Origin of the sequence: Streptomyces spectabilis, assembly GCF_008704795.1 — a bacterium.
Lineage (GTDB): Bacteria > Actinomycetota > Actinomycetes > Streptomycetales > Streptomycetaceae > Streptomyces > Streptomyces spectabilis.
The window spans coordinates 9,397,840-9,413,835 of record NZ_CP023690.1 but is presented as its reverse complement, the minus strand read 5'-3'; the positions used below and the strand labels follow the sequence as shown (position 1 = coordinate 9,413,835).

Sequence of the window (15,996 nt, the reverse complement as noted above, 5' to 3'; positions counted from 1 at the left end):
CAGGGGGCGCGATGGGGGGCAGGGACGCGGTGGGCGCGATCGCGGCGGTGATCGGCGCGGTCGGCATGATCGCGGCGGCGTTCATCACCGTGTGGGGACAGGATGGCGGCGGCGAACGGCAGAGCCCGGGGACGATCGTCCAGACCAACGAGCGGGGCGACAACCAGGTTTGCGTCGGCCAGCGCGTCCAATGCGGCGCAGGAGCGACATCGAGCGCCCCCGGCACGGACCGGCCCGCACCGCGAGGGAGTTCCGGCGGATGACGAGAGCGCCGCACCGCACCGCATCGGCGGTGGCGCTGCTCTGCCTGCTCCTCCCCCTCAGCGGCTGCGGCGGCGACAAGGGGGCCTCGCAGGGCCAGAGCAACGAGAACGGCAACAACCTCGCCTGCAACGGCCATCACGTCCAGTGCGTCAACGGCACCCTCATCGTGTCGCCGCCGCCCGCTTCGCCGTCGTCGTCGGACAGCGCGTCGCCCTCACCGTCCGACAGCCCGTCGCCGTCCGCGTCCCCCTCCCCCAGCTGTACGCCCACGCCCACGGACGACGGCGGGGACTCCGGCGGCGACGGTCCCGACGTCACCGCCGCGCGCCTGGACCGCGCGCCCCGGGCGGTGCTGCGGGGGCCCGGCCTCGGCTCCCTGCGCATCGCCGTGCTCGACGTGGACTCGCCGCAGCCGCGGTGGAGCACCCTGGGCATCGGCGCCCGCCAGCTGCGCGCCGCCGGGGTCGGCGGGGTGCTCTTCCGGCTGCCGTCGCCGGTTCCGGCTTCGGTGAGCGTCGACACCGCACAGGCCCCGACCGACGTGGAGTACGTCTTCTTCGACGGCAACGGCCTGCGCCTGGGCACCCAGACGGCCGCCAGTTGCGCGGTGCTGTGCCCCTCGTTGACGCAGAACCTCGTCACCGCCCCGCAGTACCAGCACCTCTTGGTGACGGATGCCGGGCGCAGCGCGGGCTGGCCGCTCGGGCAGCGCTACCTCTCCACCAACGGCTAGGCCAGACCGCCCGCCGCCCGGATGAGGCGTACGAGGTCCTGGTGGAACACGTCGTAGTGCGCGCCCCGGGGTGGTCCGCCCTCGCGGATCAGCTCGGACGCGTCGACGCCGACGTACCCGGAGGACGGCAGCGCGCCCTCGGCGAGCGCGTCGGCCAGGGTGAGGGCGGGGCTGCCGTCCATGCCCTGGATCCCGTCGTAGCCGAGCGCGCCCCAGGTCCGCCCCGCGCCGGAGAGCAGGGCGCCGTCGCCGATCCTGCGGCACGCGAGCGGGAAGAACAGGCCGAGTTCCAGGTCGTGGTGGGAGTAGCAGCACACGACGGGTCCCGCCACCCGCTGGTGCAGGCCCGCAAGGGCTCCCCCACCGCTCAGTTGGGGCAGGTGCTCGGCGAACGCGAAGTGGGAGAGGGCCGCCTGGAACAGGCACAGCGAGGCGACCCGCTCGTCCGGCCCGAGGCCCCGCGCGGCGTAGGCCACCAGGCGGGCGCCCGCGCCGTGGCCCACGAGGTGGATGCGGGTGTCGGGCAGGCCCTCGCCGAGGCGCCGCAGGAGCGGGGCGAGACCGCGCTCGCCGACGAGCCCGGCGTGCCTCCTCATCGCGTACGACGCGACCTGGCACAGCAGTTGGCGGGCGCCGTCCCACACGCGGTCCGACGGGCCCTCGGCACGCGGGTCGCGCAGGGGGCGCTCGCTCGGCGCGAGGGACTCGGGCCTCGACAGGCGCTCGGTGGGGTCGTCGGCGGAGCGCGGCCCGGCCGTGCCGGACTCCGTGAGCGTGCCGTGCTTGGACACGTCGGGCGCCCCGGAGCCCGACTGCGCCTCCTCGAACCGCTCGGGGCTGCGCTCCTCGACCCGGTCGGTCTCCTGCCTGGCCGCGTCGAGCGCCTCGGCGAAGCCCTCGCACACCTGGGTGGGGCTGTCGATGAGCATGGCCGGGTCGGTCTGCGGCAGGACGTCCGCGCCCAGGTCGGTGCCGTAGGCGTGCACGGGGGTGTCCAGGGGCTGTTCGACGAGGCGGCGCAAGGCGATGCCCACGTCGTCGAGGGGGCCGTTGCCCGGGGGCCGTTCGTCCAGCAGCCCGAGCAACCTGGCGAGGGTGTCCTCGCCCTCGGGGAAGACCCGGCGCAGCCCGGCGAGGTCGGTGTCGGTGAGACCGGTGCCGGTGGGCCGCTCCTCCTGACCGTCATCCGGTCGCGCGAAGCACATGCTCGGCCAGCGCACTCCCAGGAGTCCCACGCCCTCCGTGCCGCCGACCTCCGCGAACAGGGTGCGGCAGCGCGCGTCGACCCGCTCCGTCAGGCCGGGCTCGTGGTGGGCGGTGTGGGCGAGCACGACCAGGTGGCGCACGCCCGCCTCGCGGGCCGCGTCCGCCACCCGGTCCCCCTGCCGCTCGTCCTCGGCGTCCCCGTGCGCGTCGAATCCGACGTCCCACCACGGCGGCGCGTTCGTGGTCCTGTCCCCTGTTCCCCGCGTGTCCCGCATCCGCCCCCCTGTTGTCTCGCGAGCACCGTGACGCGACGTCACATGCACGGCGAGTGCCCACACCGGGGCGGGCTACGCACGGCGGCTTGCGGCCCCGAGCCCGGTCACGGGGTGCGGAAGCCCTGGAACGTCACGGGCTTGCGGGTCTCGAACCCGAGTCCCTCGTAGAGGGCGATGGCGGCGGAGTTCGCCTCGGCCACGTGCAGGAACGGTTGCTCGCCCCGGGCCAGGATGCGTGCGGACAGCGCGCGCACCAGACGGGCGGCATGGCCCTGGCCGCGTACCTCGGGGGCCGTGCACACGGCGCTGATCTCGGTCCAGCCCGGCGGCCGCAGCCGCTCGCCCGCCATCGCCACCAGGGATCCGTGTGCGCGGATCCCGAGGTAGGTGCCGAGTTCGACGGTGCGGGTCCAGAACGGCCCCGGCTCGGTGCGCTTGACGAGGTCGAGCATCTCGGACACGTCGTCCGGGCCGAGGTCCACGATCGCGACGTCGGCCGCGGAGCGCGGCCCGCCGGGCTCGCGCCGGTCGGGCCAGATCATCTGGCGCCCCTCCAAGACGAAGACCGGCTCCCAGTCGGACGGCGGGGCCGCCGCGTTGCTGAACATGTCGGCGAAGCCGTCGTGGCCGAGCAGTCGCGCCAGATCGGACCAGTCCGCCGGGTCGGGCTCCGTCGGCAGCGCGCAGAAGGTCGTGACGTCCGGCAGGTAGGTGGCCGCCCGGCCGACCCGTCGGGCCAGCTGCGCGTGCTGTCCGAGCAGCGACTCGGCGACGGGGTTGTCGAGCACGGTCATATCAGTGTTCACGCGCCTGATCTTTGCATCCCGGCCCTGCCCCGACGCAGCGAGGTCGCCGCACGCCTCGCCCGACCAGACGTGCGCCGAGGCCTCGCTCGTGCACCGGGGGTCGCGGCGGAGTGAGGGGGTCCAGGGCGCCGCCGGGGTGGGCCACCACGCTCCGCCCCGCGCTGCCGCGGCGGCGCGGCGGGCCGTCGAGCGCGACGCCCGACCGACAGGTGTTGACGGCAGAGATAATGGGCCTGTGACTGAAATGGGTGGGGACTTGGATCAGTTGGGCGGCGACGAGCGGTTGGCACAGGAGTGGCTCGGCGGCCTGACGCTCCAGCCCGCCTTGCCCGCGTCGGTACTGGCGCGCCTGCTCACCGTGGAGGAACTGCCCGCGTTCACCCCCGTCTGGCTCACCCTGTGCACTCTCGACCGGGAGAGCACGGCCGTGCTGGTGGCCGCCCCACAGTCCGACCACCGGAGGCAGGCCGCGGAGAACCCGTCCGCCGATGTCGACGCCCTGGTGCCGCTGGCCCGCGATGCCGAACCCCGGGTCCGGTTCGTCTACGCGCTGGTCGCCGATGACTTCGGGCGACGCGTACCGGACGGAGTGGCGGACATTCTGGCCCGCGACAGCGAGGCGAAGATCCGGCGGACGGCAGCGCGGTGGGACCTGCCGATGCCGGTGCGGATGCGGCTCGTCCAGGACGAGGACGCCGCGGTGCGGGCCTCGGCCCTCACCGCGGAGCTGTGGCCCCTGCTTCCGGCCGCCGTACGCGAGGCGCTGCTCGCCGACCCCGAGCCCCTGGTCCGGGACGCCGTCGCCGCGCTGTTCCCGGGCGAGCCGGAACCGGAACCCCGCCCCGCGCCCGACGTCCGCGTACAGGACCCGGACCCCGCCGTACGAAGGGCGGCGGCCCAGGACCCCGAGGTGCCGACCGCCCTGGCCCTGCGACTCGCCGAGGACCCCGACGACAGCGTCCGGCTCTCCCTCTCGATGCGCGAGGACCTCACCGAGGAGCAGCGCTCCGCCATCGCGTACGTCGTGCCGCACGGCTATCACGTGCCCCCGCGCTGGATCGAGGAGCGCGGCCACGAACCGGACGTCGCCCGCCGGGCCGCGGCCTCCGGCCACGTCCTGCTGCGACGGAGCATCGCCAGGCAGCCGCAGCTGCCCGCCGACGTGGTGGACCGGCTGGCCGCCGACGAGGACTTCTTCGTCAAACTCACCCTGTGCGAGTCGTGCCGGGAGGCCCCGCACGCCCTCGTACTGGAGATGTACGCCCACTGGCACGGCCTGAAGTGGGCCTTCCTGCGCAACCATCCGAACTTCGCACGGCCCGGCCTCGCCCGCTTCGCCGATCACCCCAATCCGCGGCTGCGCCACGCGGCCCTGGACGATCCCGAGGCCGGGCCCGAACTCCTGCTGCGGCTGATCGACGATCCGGACGTCGGCCGCTGGGTGCTGCGGGACCCCCGGCTGCCCCGCGAGGAGCTGCACCGGCGCCTCGGCGTGCCCGGCTCCGCACGGGACGCCGCGGCGAATCCCGCCCTGCCGCCCGCGACGATGCACCGGCTCCTCGACCTGGCCGGGGTGGCCGGCTGCCGCGCGTCAGCGGGTGGGGGTGTGGAGGATGCCGTTGATCAGGACCTCCAGGGCCCAGGTGTCGCGGTCGCCGGCGGAGAAGAGCGCCTGCCGCAGTGAGGTGACCATCGGGTAGCGGTCGGCGGGCAGGGCGGCGTAGCGGCGGTCCGCGGCGGCGATGGCGCTCACCTCGTCGGAGCCCTTGGAGTCGTAGGCGCTCTGCTCGGTGGCGGCCGCGGCGGTGTGGAGCCAGAGGAGGTCGACGGCCCAGGCGGCGGCCTTGTCGTCGAGGCCGCCGTCCTTGAGCAGGGCGAGCGCGCGGTCGAGGACGAGCAGGACGTTGTCGCCGGTCGGAATGGCGCCGAGGGCGACGGCGGCCAGGCCCTCGTGGCGGCTCATCGCGTCGACGGCCGCGGCGATCAGGGCACGCAGCTGTTCCTGCCAGGTGCCTTCCCAGGTCAGCCGGACCTGTCCGAGGGCTTCGTCGAGCATGGCCGCCATGAGGTCGTCGCGGTTGGCGACGTAGACGTAGAGCGAGGCGGGGCCGGTGTCGAGCTCCTTGGCGACGCGGCGCATGGTCAGCGCCTCCAGGCCGTCGCGGTCGAGGATCTTCAGGCCGGTGCGCACGACGACGTCGCGGCTGAGGGGGGCCTTGGCGGGCCGCGCGCGGCGGCTGACGGGCTGCGTGCTCATGGGGAAACCCTAGCCCGAAACGAACACTGTTTGACACGAACACCGTTCGTTACTTACCTTCGGAACGAACGATGTTCGCGACGAACCATGTTCGTCCTGGAACTGTCTTCGTCCTGCCGGAAGCCCCTCCGTCCTGTTGCCGGAAGCCCCCTCATGACCACCACCCTCGCCACCCCGCCCGCCCCGGCCGGGGTGCTGCCTCCCGCCCGCCGCCGGGCAGTCCTCGCCGTGATCCTGGCGGCCGAGGTGCTCGACCTGATCGACGCCACCGTCACCCACCTCGCCGCGCCCACCATCACCGCCTCGCTCGGCGGCGGACCGTCCCTGATCCAGTGGCTCGGCGCCTCCTACGCCCTCGCCCTCGGCGTGCTCCTGGTCGTCGGCGGGCGGCTCGGCGACAAGTACGGACGGCGCCGGGTCTTCCTGACCGGCCTCGCCGGGTTCACCGTCGCCTCCGTCGCCTGCGGCCTCGCCACCGGGCCCGCCCCGCTCGTCGCGGCCCGCCTCGTCCAGGGCGCCTTCGGGGCGCTGCTGATCCCGCAGGGCTTCGGCATCCTCGGAGCCGTCTTCCCCCGCGACCGGATCGGCAAGGCGTTCAGCGCCTTCGGGCCCGTCCTCGGCCTGTCCGCGGTCGGCGGCCCGATCCTGGCCGCCGTCCTGATCGACACCGATCCGCTGGGGCTCGGCTGGCGTGCCATGTTCCTGATCAACATCGTGCTCGGCGGCGCCGCCCTGTTCGCCGCGCACCGTCTGCTGCCGCACGACACCGGCGACCGGGCCACGGTCATCGACACCGTCGGCTCGGTGCTGCTCGCGGGGGCGATGGCGGCCCTGCTGTTCGGCCTGATCGACGGCCCCGCCCACGGCTGGCGCCCGGCCGCCTGGGTCGCGCTCGCCGCGTCGGCCGTGTTCTTCGCCGCCTTCGCCCGCCGCCAAACCACCGCGACGAACCCGCTGATCAAGCCCTCACTGTTCCGCAATCGCGGCTTCGTCTCCGGACTCGTCCTGGGCATCGCCTTCTTCGCCGCCGTCGCCGGACTGCTGTACGTCGTCTCCCTGTTCCTCCAGGGCGGCCTCGGCTACTCGCCGCTGCGCACCGCCCTGGTCGGCAGCGCCCCCGTGGCCGCGGGCATCGTCGTCGCCTCGATCGCCTGCCACCGGCTCATCGGCCGTCTCGGCCGCACCCTGATCCTGATCGGCCTCGTCACCACCCTGACCGGCACGCTCGGCCTGTGGGCCGCCGTCCACACCTGGGCGACCGGCACCGGTCCTGCCGTCATCGTGCTCGCGGCCGTCGTGATCGGGCTCGGCATGGGCACCTGCTTCGGCACCGTCTACGACATCACCCTCGGTGACGTCACCCCGGACGAGGCCGGCTCCGGCTCCGGCTCCCTGACCGCCGTCCAGCAGCTCGCCAACGCCCTCGGCGCCGCCGCCGTCACCACCGTCTATCTGCACACCCCGCACCGGCCCGCCGAGGCCATGACCACCAGCCTCCTCGTCGTGGCCGCGATCACGCTCGCCTGCTGCGGCCTGGTGCGCCTGCTGCCGCGCAGGTCCCAGCCCCAGCACCACTGACCCACTCTTCCGACCAGAAGAAAGCACCGGAACCATGTACTTGATCACCGGAGGCCGCGGCGCGGTCGCCACTCGTCTGACCACCCTGCTCCACCGCGACCGGCTGCCCGTCCGCGTCGGCTCCGCCCGCCCCGAGGACCTCACGCCGCCCGACGGAGTCGCGACGGTCCGCCTCGACCTCACCGACCCGGCCACCTTCCCCGCCGCGCTGGACGGCGTCACCACCGTCTTCCTCTACGCCGCCCCCGACCGCATCGGCGACTTCGCCGCCGAGGCCCACCACGCCGGTGTCACCCACGTCGTGCTGCTCTCGTCCTCCAGCGTCCTCGGCCCCGACGCCGCCGGCGACCCGCTCGCCAAGTCCCACCTCGACGTCGAACAGGCCCTGCTGGCCTCGCCGCTGACCACCACGATCCTGCGGCCCGGCTCCTTCGCCTCCAACGCGGGCGCCTGGGCCTGGCCCATCAAGGCCGGAAGGCCCGTCAGCCTGCCCTATCCGCACGCCCACAACGACGCCATCCACGAACACGACGTCGCCGAAGCCGCGTACGCGGCCGTGACCGATCCCCGGCACCGCGGCGGCCGGTTCACCCTCACCGGACCCGACTCCCTCACCTTCGCCGGGCAGATCGAGCAGCTCGCCGCGGCCATCGGCCGCCCGATCCCGGTCCACCGCGCCTCCCGCGAAGAGTGGAAGCGGGAGATGGCCGACCACATCCCCGCCGTGTACGCCGACGCCCTGCTGAACTGGTGGGAGTCCCACGACGGCAGGCCCGTACCCCTCACCGACGCGGTCGAGCACCTCACCGGCCACCCCGCCCGCCCCTTCACCACCTGGGCCGCCGACCACGCCACCGAATTCACCGCCTCCTGAACCGCCTCCTGAACGGTCAGGCCGTGGTGACGCCCCGTCACCACGGCCTGAAGCCATGACGCCCGGACGATGAGGGGCATTGCTCGAAGCGCGGAGACGACCGCCCCGGCCAGGCCCGGGAAACGAGGTCACTCATGGTCATGCGCCTCTACGACGGCAGCGCCGACGACGTCGACCACGGCGCGTTCGGGCACCGCCACGCCTCCTGCCGCCGCCCGGACGAGCGCATCGCCCACGTCATCGCCCAGGCCCTCGGCGACGCGCGTGACGTCCTCAACGTCGGCGCGGGCACCGGACCGTACGAAGCCACGGCCCGCACGATCACCGCCGTCGAGCCCTCGCTCGCCATGCGCGCCCAGCGACCCGCCCGGCTCGCCACCGCCGTCGACGCCGTCACCGAAGACCTCCCCTTCGCCGACGGGCAGTTCGACGCGGCGATGACCCTCTTCAGCGTCCACGAGTGGTCCGACGCCGAGGCCGGGCTGCGCGAGATGCTCCGCGTCACCCGCGGCCCCGTCGTCGTCCTGGCCTGTGGCCCCGCGCGCGTCCGCGACTTCTGGCTCTACGAGTACGCCCCCGACGCCCCGGAGACCGAAGCCCGCCGCTACCCCTCCCTGCACCGGCTCGCGGCCGCGCTCGGCGGCACCACCACCGTCCGGCCCGTACCCATCCCGCTGGACTGCACCGACGGTTTCAACGAGACGTACTACGGCCGTCCAGAACTCCTGCTGGACCCCGCCGCCCGCCAGGACTTCGACGGATCGCTGGTGCTCCTGCGCGCCACCCCGTGAGGCCGGTGCGGTCCCTCGCGCGCCGAAAGACGATCGCCCCGCTGCTCGTCGAACGGACCCCTTGCGCACACCCTGCGAACGCCCCGGAGGCAAGCACCGGGTCACCCCCTCCCCCTCCTCCCACCGAGCACGCCGAGTAGGGTGATGCCCCCGACGACCAGCAGAAACGGACGACAAAGCGTGCATACCGCAGAGCCCACCGCACCCATCTACGACCTGCTGATAGCCGAACGAGGTGACGTGGTCGCCATCGCCGCCCGCACCGCGGAGGAGACCCAGCGCGAAGCCGACGCGATGCTGGACTTCAGCGCTCTGACCGGGCGCCGGGACCGCACGGCGTAGGACGCCTTCCGCGCCTGCCGCGACGCGGGGTCACTCGGTGCCCTCTGGCACGCGGCACCCGGGAGGAGTGGTGACCGCGTCCCCTCGCCGTCGCTCACATCCGCCGGTGGGCGTGCAGCAGGTACTCCTCCCGGTGCAGCGGGTTGTGGTCCGTCCGGGCCCGGGTCGGCGGGGGCGTCGTCGCGCGGTAGTGGCCGAAGGACGTCTCCAGGACGCCCTCGCCACCGGTGAGCTCGGGCAGCTCGCGCTCTAGGCCGTGCACCTGGTCCGCGGGCAGGTGGCCCTCGACGACGAACGCGTCACCGCGTGCCGCGGGTGTTCCCGGCACGGCCCGGTGGCGGGCCAGGGCGAGCGCCACCGGCGCGTACGCCTCCTGCGGGACTTCGAGGACGAACCGGTGCATCGGCTCGTGGACCACCGTCCCGGCCCGGCTCAGCGCGGTCATCAGGACCAGGGGCGTCAGCGCGCGGAACTCGCCCGCCGTGCTCCTGATGCTGCAGAAGCCCGAGTGGGTCATCGTCACCACGCAGTCGGGGACCTGCCAGCCGTACACCCCCTGCGTCAGTGTGGTGCGGACCGTCTCCTCCACGGCACGCATGTAGGCCGGCGGCAGCGAGCCGAGTTCCACGTCGAGCCGGAAGGTGACGCCGTCGCCCGCCCGGCCGGGCTCCACGCGCAGCCCCACCGTCGCCAGGAAGGGATTGTCCTCCTCGTCGAGGATCTCGTGGGCCGCGCCGGTACCGGTGACGCGCTCGACGCAGATCGGTGTCGTCTGCCGGAACGCGACCGTCAGGTGCTGTTCGGCCAGGCTCGCCGCGAGGACCTCCTTCTGCACCTCGCCGTAGAGGGAGACGGACAGCTCCCGGCCGCCCGGGTCCTGCCGCAGCCCGATCAGGGGGTCCTGCTCGGCGAGCCGGGTCAGGGCCATGTGCAGCGCTCCCTGGTCGGCCGGGTCCGCGGGCACCACCACGGTTTCGAGGGAGGGCGGCGCGAAGACGTGGTCGTAGGGGCGGCCGAGCAGCGGGCTGCCGATCACGTCGCCGACGCGGACCGCCGCGAGCCCGCGCAGCGTGGCGATCTCCCCGGCACGCGCCGCCGTCCGGCGCTCCAGCGCGCCCCGGTCGAAGACGGCCGCGTCGGTGACCTTGGCCTTGGTGTCTCCGACCGCGACGCGCTCGCGGACCGCGAGCGAGCCGGAGAACAGCCGGGCGTACGCGACCTTCTCGCCGCCCTCGCCGCGCTCCACCTTGAAGACCCGCCCCGACAGGGCGCCCTCGGTGTCGGGGTGCTCGGCGGGCAGCAGCTCCTTGATGCCCGCGACGAGTTCCCGGATGCCCGCGCCGGTGATCGCCGAACCGACGTACACCGGATGCACCCGGCCCTCGCGGGTCTGCGCCACGAGGGCGGCGTGCAGCCGCTCGTACGGAACGGAGGCTTCGTCGGCCACGTACGCGGCGAGGAGGGCGTCGTCCCGTGCGGTGAGCACGTCGAGGAGCCCGCGCGTGAAAGGGGCATCGCGCTCGGTGAAGGCCGTGACGCGCGCCGTGTGCGTGCCGAGGCCTTCGGTGACGCGCCCCATCGCGACGGTGGGCACGCCGAGCCTGCGCCCGGCCTCGCGCAGGACACGCGTGTCGTCGGCGCCGCGCCGGTCGGCCTTGTTGATGAAGAGCAGGGTCGGGATGCCGAGCCGTTTCAGCGTCCGCATCAGGATGCGCGTCTGCGGCTGTACGCCTTCCACGGCGGAGACGACGAGCACGGCCCCGTCGAGCACGCCGAGGACCCGCTCCACCTCGGCGATGAAGTCGGGGTGGCCGGGCGTGTCGATCAGGTTCACCGAGACGGCCGAGGAGCCGCTGCCGAGCCGGAAGTTCACGACCGCCGACTTGATGGTGATGCCGCGGCGGCGCTCCAGGTCGAGCGAGTCGGTGTGGGTGCTGCCCGCGTCGACGCTGCCGATGGCGTCGATGGCCCCGGCCTCGTACAGGAGCCGCTCGGTCAGGCTCGTCTTGCCGGCGTCAACATGCGCCAGGATTCCCAGGTTCAGCGTGCGGTGCGTGGTGCGCACAGAGCGTCATGTCCTTCAGGTTGATGACTGTTCCTTTCGTCTGGGACATGGACGTTCCGCGCATCGCCTGCTCCTTGATCTCGTCGGCTGCTGCGGCGATGGTCGCACCCGGGGTTCAGGGCCGTCGACCGAATATTCCGGCGCGGCCCTCATATTCCGGCGCGGCCCGCACGGCACCTCGTTCAGATCGCGATCGACTGCTGGAGCCAGCGGCTGACGCGGTACGGGATCCACCAGGCGTACGAGCCGACGTCCAGGGCGAGTTGTTCGCCGCGGAAGTCGTCGAGGGCGGCCTGCGGGACGGTGTCGGCGGGGGCGCCGTAGTCCAGGAGGTCGATGGCCGTCTCGTACTCGGGTTCGTCGGCGGTGAAGCGGCGCAGCTCGCCCCAGCGGCGGTCACGGATCTGGATGAAGCCGGGCCCCTTGCGCCACAGGCATTTGCACAGGTAGTGGCCGCGCCGCCAGGTGCGCAGGGAGTCCTCGGCGTCGGCGGGGCCCCGGAGCGCGGCGGGCGGCTGGAGGTGGCTGAGCACCCGCAAGGCGTCCCCCGCGTCCGGGTCGAGCAGCAGCTCCCACTCGACCATGACGGCGCGTGCGGTCAGGTCCCTCACCAGGCTGAGCCAGTGCAGGGCGGCGACCGGATCGGTGGCGGCGGTCAGGTCGACGGGGGCGGGCAGGCGCACCCGGCGCGCGCCCAGCTCCCACAGGCGCGCCGCCTCGCCGCGGGCCGGGCCCGGCAGCGGCACCTCGCCGAGGAACATGCCGGGCAGCGCGCACGCGGCGGGGTCGTAGTCGCGCCAGGCAAGGAGCGTGGGCGAGGTGAGCGTTGCGGTCATCGGGCTCCTCGTCGGACGGTCGAGCGATCGGGCGGGCAGGCGGTCGGGCGGGCGGCCGACCGGGCGGGTCAGGCCGGCTCGGGCACGGCTGCGGAGTCGGCCGCGCCGTCCTCCGCGTGGACGTGCCGCATGAAGTCGAGGCGCAGCAGGTCCTCGTTGACCGCGGCCGGGGCGATGTGGACGTACTGGCCCGCGTCCGCGAAGACGATGCCCAGGGCGAGCCAGGAGTCGAGGAGCCGCCGCAGCCGGTCCTCGTCGACGGTGGCTTCCGGGACGCGCGCGGCGGCCTTGCGGGTGAGGGCCTGGAGGCCGTGCGGCTGGTCGAGGAGGCGGAAGACGGCCAGCTCCAAGGGGTCGCTCAGCTCCATGGCGCGCCAGGCGAAGGCGCGCCTGCGACTGACCAGGACGATGCGGTCGCCGTGGTCGTCGTGGGTGAGGCGGGCGTCCGTGTGGTGCTTCTTCCAGTCGCCGAGGGCCGCGTTGAGGGCGTTGACGGTCTCCTCGCCGACGCCTCGGGCCGGGGCCTCGAAGACGTACGCCATGCCGTACAGCTCTTCTTCGGGCAGGTCGTAGGTGAAGCGGTAGTGCGCCTCGGGGCGCAGCCCGGTGAAGCCCAGTTCGGGCCGCTCGAAGTAGGGGCTGAAGCGCTCGATGGCGATGCGGGCGGAGAGGTCGACCGGTGGGTCGAGGTGTTCGAGGGCGGGGATCTGCGCGACGACCGGGTCGTAGTCCTCGGCGCTCTCGCCCGGGAAGCCGTGCAGATAGTTCCAGGCGACGGAGAGACCGGTCTCGGCGCCGTCGCGCAGCATCCGGACGTTCTGGCAGCCGCTGACGCCCTTGTCCATCAGGTCGAGGACGCGGCTGTTGAGGCTCTCGATGCCCGGCTGGACGTAGATCAGTCCGGCGTCGGCGAGGGTGCGCAGCTGGCTGCGCTTCATATTGGCCTTGATCTCGATGTGCAGGCGCAGGTCGTACCCGCTGTCGATGATGCGGGGCAGCACGGTCGTCAGGTAGCGCATGTCGAGGATGTTGTCGACGACGTACATGTCGAGCACCCGGTGGCGGCGGGCCAGGTCCATGATCTCTTCGTAGAAGGTGTCCGGGCTCTTGGAGCGGAACTCCATGAACGAGCCGTTGAGCCCGCAGAAGGTGCAGTGGTGCTTCTCGCCCCACCAGCAGCCGCGGGCGCCTTCGACGACGAGCTTGGGCTCCACCCAGTTGCGGGCCACCGAGGCGGCGAGGCGCTCGAAGTAGCCGCTGTAGTCGGGCGGCAGGATGGCGGCGGGCGGCAGCGGCCGGGTGGCCATCGGGTTGGCGACGCTCACTCCCGTCGCGTCGCGGCGGCACAGGCCGGGCACGTCGTCGACCGCGGACTCCTCGCCGAGCGCGGTGAGCAGCTGCGGGAAGGCGCCCTCGCCCTCGCCGCGGACGACGTAGTCGACGAAGGGGAAGTTGCGGTGCACGGCGGCGCCCTGCTCGCCGTCGCAGTTGGCGCCGCCCAGGACGGTCACGACGTGCGGGGCGAGTTCCTTGACCCGGCGGGCGGCGGCGAGCGCGGCGGTGTTCTGCTGGAAGGTGGAGGTGAAGCCGACGACGTCGGGCTCCTTCGCCACGATCTGCCGCGCGATCATCTCGACGAACTCGGGGACGACGCGGTGCAGTTCGCGCGTCATTTTCATCCGCGCGGCCTTCAGCTTGCCGGTCATCGTGGCGGTGAACTCCTCGTCCCGCCAGCCCGGGTCGTCGTACAGGGCGGAGGAGAAGACCCAGTCGCCGCAGCCCATGAAGTACGAGGAGAGCGCGTAGTACTCGTAGTCGTCACCGGTGAACTCGGTGCGCTCGGTGATCCAGTCGGTGAAGGCGAGGTTGGCGTGCAGGACCTCGGCGGTGGCGCCGGGGACGCGCTCGTCCACGCTCCGTTTGAGGATGCCCAGGGCGAGGGACGGAAGGTCGATGGGCGACCAGGGCATGTTGACCAGCAGTACGCGCATGGGCGCTCCTCCGATGGTGGGGCCGGCCGGCCCCCGGGGGGTGTTCCCGGGGGCCGACCGGTTCGGGATCAGTCCTCGACGCTCTCTTCGCCGTCCTCGGCGTTGCGGAACGGGACGGTGACCGTGATGCCGATGCTCGGCTTCCGGTTCGTCTCGTCCTCCGCGAGCGGGTCGTTGTGGATGACGTCCTTCTGCATGGGCTCTCTCCTCTCAGTGATGGGCGGTGCGGTGCGCTGACCCCCCTCCGGGCGGACGGGGGCGTCTGGGTGGGGTGGTGCCGCGGAGCTCCCGGTCGAGGAAGAGCACCGCGCGGCGCAGCACGGCCACGTGGTCGCCGCCGTCGTAGCCGTCGTGTCCGGAGTCGAGCCACAGGGACTCGTGCCGGGCACCGATGGCGTGGAGGGCGCCGAGGTAGGAACGGACCTGTGCCGCGGGGCACTTGGTGTCGTGCGTGGCGGCGACGACCAGGAGCGGATCCCGTACGTGGACGGCGTAGCGGATCGGGGAGCTGTGCGCGTAGCGTGCGGGCACCTCCTCGGGGGTGCCGCCGAAGAGGCGCTCGTCGAGGGCGCGCAGGGCCGGGGTCGCCGAGGCGTGGGCGGCGGCGTAGTCGGCGACCGGCTTCACGGCGACGCCCGCCCGCCACAGGCCCGGCCGGGTGCCGAGGGCGAGCAGGACGAGGTAGCCGCCCCAGGAGGTGCCCCACAGGCCGGTGGCGTCGGGGCGGATCAGGCCGCGCGCGGCGAGGTCGGCCCGCACGGCGGCGAGGTCCTCGACCTGGGTGTGGCCGACGCCGTCGGGGAAGGCGCGCTGCCAGCGGGGGCCGTAGCCGGTGGAGCCGCGGTAGTTGACGCGGGCCACGGCGAAGCCGGAGGCGACCAGGGAGTGCACGGTGCCGTCGTAGGCGTCGCGGTCGTGGTCGGCGGGGCCGCCGTGCACCAGGAAGACCGCGGGGAACGGGCCGGGACCGTCCTCGGGGAGGCTGAGCAGGGTGTGCACCGGGCCGTCGGGGCCGGGCGTGCGGATGTCGCGCAGGGTGCCGGGGACGCTGCCCTCGACGGTGCCGAGCGGCGGCAGCGGCGTGCCGGCGGTGGAGGCCATCCGCGGCGGGTGCGTCGTGTCGGTCCAGAGGGTGTGGAGGTCGCCGCCGGGGTGCGGGGCGGCGTCGAGAAGGGTGCCGGGGGGCGCGGGGACGGCGTCGAGGGTGCGCCGTTCGAGGTGGGCGCGGTGCAGCAGGGAGCGCCCGTGGCGGTCCTGGCGGATGAGGACGGAGCGGCCTTCGGGGTACCAGCGGGCGGTGATCTGGGTGTCGAACGCGCACCAGTCGTGCGTCACGGTGCCGGTGGCGGGAGTCCAGGTCTCCAGCAGGTAGCGGTCGTCGCGCTCGCGGACGAGGAGCAGGGTGGCGCCGCCCGGTCCTGTCGGCGCGAAGCCGAGGGCCCACAGCCTGCCGTGCGCGCCGTCCCCGGGCAGGACCGCGGCCGCGGAGCCTTCGGGGGTGAGGACTGTGACGGCGCGGGGCGAGTCGGCGGCGCGGGTGAGGGCCAGCAGGTCGCCCGCCGGGGTGAGTCCGGCGAGCGCGGCGGGGCCGTCGACGCGCGTCACCTCGCGGCCGGGGCCGCCCCGGGATCCGATGTGGACGGCGGTGCCGTCGTCCAGGCCGACGCCGACGGCGGCGATGGCGCCGCCGGTCACCGCGAGGCCGCGGGCGGTGCCGTCCGGAACCCCTGCGAGTCCGGGCCTGCCGGGACCGCCGGTGAAGGGCTGGAACCGCCAGTGACCGACGCCCCGGGCGTCCTCGGCGAACCACCAGACCCGCGCGTCCCGGTCGATCGCGCCGTGCAGGGTGCCGCCCGGCCGGTCGGTGACCCGGCGCGCGCGGCGGGTGGCCACGTCCCAGGTGAAGACCTCGCAGCGGCCGTCGGCGTCGGCGGTGAACACCATCCGGCGCGGATCGGCTGCGCACACCTCGGGCAGG

Annotated in this window: 15 protein-coding genes; 7 read left to right on the top strand and 8 right to left on the bottom strand. The window is 73.7% G+C overall.

Annotation, left to right across the window (positions count from 1 at the left end; translation table 11 throughout):
- Positions 1 to 29: 29 nt before the first annotated feature.
- Both CP982_RS39925 and CP982_RS39920 read left to right on the top strand, forming a co-directional pair.
- Complete coding sequence (locus CP982_RS39925; protein ID WP_150514969.1) at positions 30 to 263, top strand: hypothetical protein; 234 nt, start codon at positions 30 to 32, stop codon at positions 261 to 263.
- Positions 260 to 997 carry a hypothetical protein gene (locus tag CP982_RS39920; RefSeq protein WP_150514968.1) on the top strand — a complete coding sequence of 246 codons (738 nt, stop codon included), beginning with the start codon at positions 260 to 262 and terminating at the stop codon, positions 995 to 997. Before CP982_RS39925 ends, CP982_RS39920 begins: the two co-directional genes overlap by 4 nt.
- Here the strand turns inward: CP982_RS39920 and CP982_RS39915 are convergent.
- Entirely contained in the window at positions 994 to 2,478 is a 1,485-nt protein-coding gene (locus CP982_RS39915) for a hypothetical protein (RefSeq protein ID WP_150514967.1), read from the bottom strand. The two genes, CP982_RS39920 and CP982_RS39915, sit on opposite strands and share 4 nt — an antisense overlap.
- A gap of 104 nt (positions 2,479 to 2,582) precedes the next feature.
- Positions 2,583 to 3,272, bottom strand: a complete 690-nt coding sequence (locus CP982_RS39910) for a GNAT family N-acetyltransferase (RefSeq protein ID WP_150515973.1) — start codon at positions 3,270 to 3,272, stop codon at positions 2,583 to 2,585.
- Positions 3,273 to 3,519: 247 nt separating this feature from the next.
- On the opposite strand from CP982_RS39910, the gene CP982_RS39900 reads away from it, so the two are divergent.
- Positions 3,520 to 4,968, top strand: a complete 1,449-nt coding sequence (locus CP982_RS39900; protein ID WP_170316599.1) for a hypothetical protein — start codon at positions 3,520 to 3,522, stop codon at positions 4,966 to 4,968.
- Here CP982_RS39900 and CP982_RS39895 read toward each other — a convergent pair.
- Positions 4,876 to 5,541: a TetR/AcrR family transcriptional regulator gene (locus tag CP982_RS39895; RefSeq protein WP_150514965.1), complete on the bottom strand. Its 666-nt coding sequence runs from the start codon at positions 5,539 to 5,541 to the stop codon at positions 4,876 to 4,878. The two genes, CP982_RS39900 and CP982_RS39895, sit on opposite strands and share 93 nt — an antisense overlap.
- A gap of 153 nt (positions 5,542 to 5,694) precedes the next feature.
- Between CP982_RS39895 and CP982_RS39890 the strand changes: the two genes are divergently transcribed.
- The 4 genes from CP982_RS39890 (at position 5,695) to CP982_RS39875 (ending at position 9,126) form a co-directional block, all read left to right on the top strand.
- Positions 5,695 to 7,119, top strand: a complete 1,425-nt coding sequence (locus CP982_RS39890) for an MFS transporter (protein ID WP_150514964.1) — start codon at positions 5,695 to 5,697, stop codon at positions 7,117 to 7,119.
- Between the two features lie 34 nt (positions 7,120 to 7,153).
- On the top strand, positions 7,154 to 7,993 hold the full coding sequence (locus CP982_RS39885) for an SDR family oxidoreductase (protein WP_150514963.1): 840 nt from the start codon (positions 7,154 to 7,156) through the stop codon (positions 7,991 to 7,993).
- Positions 7,994 to 8,127: 134 nt separating this feature from the next.
- Positions 8,128 to 8,784: a class I SAM-dependent methyltransferase gene (locus tag CP982_RS39880; RefSeq protein ID WP_150514962.1), complete on the top strand. Its 657-nt coding sequence runs from the start codon at positions 8,128 to 8,130 to the stop codon at positions 8,782 to 8,784.
- Positions 8,785 to 8,964: 180 nt separating this feature from the next.
- Positions 8,965 to 9,126 carry a hypothetical protein gene (locus CP982_RS39875; protein WP_229879080.1) on the top strand — a complete coding sequence of 54 codons (162 nt, stop codon included), beginning with the start codon at positions 8,965 to 8,967 and terminating at the stop codon, positions 9,124 to 9,126.
- A 94-nt stretch (positions 9,127 to 9,220) separates the two neighbouring features.
- Here CP982_RS39875 and CP982_RS39870 read toward each other — a convergent pair whose 3' ends face one another.
- The 5 genes from CP982_RS39870 to CP982_RS39855 form a co-directional block, all read right to left on the bottom strand.
- Entirely contained in the window at positions 9,221 to 11,191 is a 1,971-nt protein-coding gene (locus CP982_RS39870; RefSeq protein WP_150514960.1) for an elongation factor G, read from the bottom strand.
- A 182-nt stretch (positions 11,192 to 11,373) separates the two neighbouring features.
- Complete coding sequence (locus CP982_RS39865) at positions 11,374 to 12,027, bottom strand: DUF5825 family protein (protein ID WP_150514959.1); 654 nt, start codon at positions 12,025 to 12,027, stop codon at positions 11,374 to 11,376.
- Positions 12,028 to 12,095: 68 nt separating this feature from the next.
- Positions 12,096 to 14,018: a RiPP maturation radical SAM C-methyltransferase gene (locus CP982_RS39860; RefSeq protein WP_150514958.1), complete on the bottom strand. Its 1,923-nt coding sequence runs from the start codon at positions 14,016 to 14,018 to the stop codon at positions 12,096 to 12,098.
- A gap of 68 nt (positions 14,019 to 14,086) precedes the next feature.
- Positions 14,087 to 14,215: a hypothetical protein gene (locus CP982_RS43055; protein WP_260422751.1), complete on the bottom strand. Its 129-nt coding sequence runs from the start codon at positions 14,213 to 14,215 to the stop codon at positions 14,087 to 14,089.
- A gap of 13 nt (positions 14,216 to 14,228) precedes the next feature.
- Entirely contained in the window at positions 14,229 to 15,962 is a 1,734-nt protein-coding gene (locus tag CP982_RS39855; RefSeq protein ID WP_150515972.1) for a S9 family peptidase, read from the bottom strand.
- Between the last annotated feature and the right edge of the window lie 34 nt (positions 15,963 to 15,996).

Excerpts from the sequence above, each read along its gene's own strand:
- CP982_RS39910 (WP_150515973.1), bottom strand. The coding sequence starts at position 3,272 with ATGACCGTGCTCGACAACCCCGTCGCCGAGTCGCTGCTCGGACAGCAC.
- CP982_RS39895 (WP_150514965.1), bottom strand. The coding sequence starts at position 5,541 with ATGAGCACGCAGCCCGTCAGCCGCCGCGCGCGGCCCGCCAAGGCCCCC.
- CP982_RS39880 (WP_150514962.1), top strand. The coding sequence starts at position 8,128 with ATGGTCATGCGCCTCTACGACGGCAGCGCCGACGACGTCGACCACGGC.
- CP982_RS39920 (WP_150514968.1), top strand. The coding sequence starts at position 260 with ATGACGAGAGCGCCGCACCGCACCGCATCGGCGGTGGCGCTGCTCTGC.
- CP982_RS39915 (WP_150514967.1), bottom strand. The coding sequence starts at position 2,478 with ATGCGGGACACGCGGGGAACAGGGGACAGGACCACGAACGCGCCGCCG.
- CP982_RS39885 (WP_150514963.1), top strand. The coding sequence starts at position 7,154 with ATGTACTTGATCACCGGAGGCCGCGGCGCGGTCGCCACTCGTCTGACC.
- CP982_RS43055 (WP_260422751.1), bottom strand. The coding sequence starts at position 14,215 with ATGCAGAAGGACGTCATCCACAACGACCCGCTCGCGGAGGACGAGACG.
- CP982_RS39865 (WP_150514959.1), bottom strand. The coding sequence starts at position 12,027 with ATGACCGCAACGCTCACCTCGCCCACGCTCCTTGCCTGGCGCGACTAC.
- CP982_RS39890 (WP_150514964.1), top strand. The coding sequence starts at position 5,695 with ATGACCACCACCCTCGCCACCCCGCCCGCCCCGGCCGGGGTGCTGCCT.
- CP982_RS39855 (WP_150515972.1), bottom strand. The coding sequence starts at position 15,962 with ATGGTGTTCACCGCCGACGCCGACGGCCGCTGCGAGGTCTTCACCTGG.
- CP982_RS39860 (WP_150514958.1), bottom strand. The coding sequence starts at position 14,018 with ATGCGCGTACTGCTGGTCAACATGCCCTGGTCGCCCATCGACCTTCCG.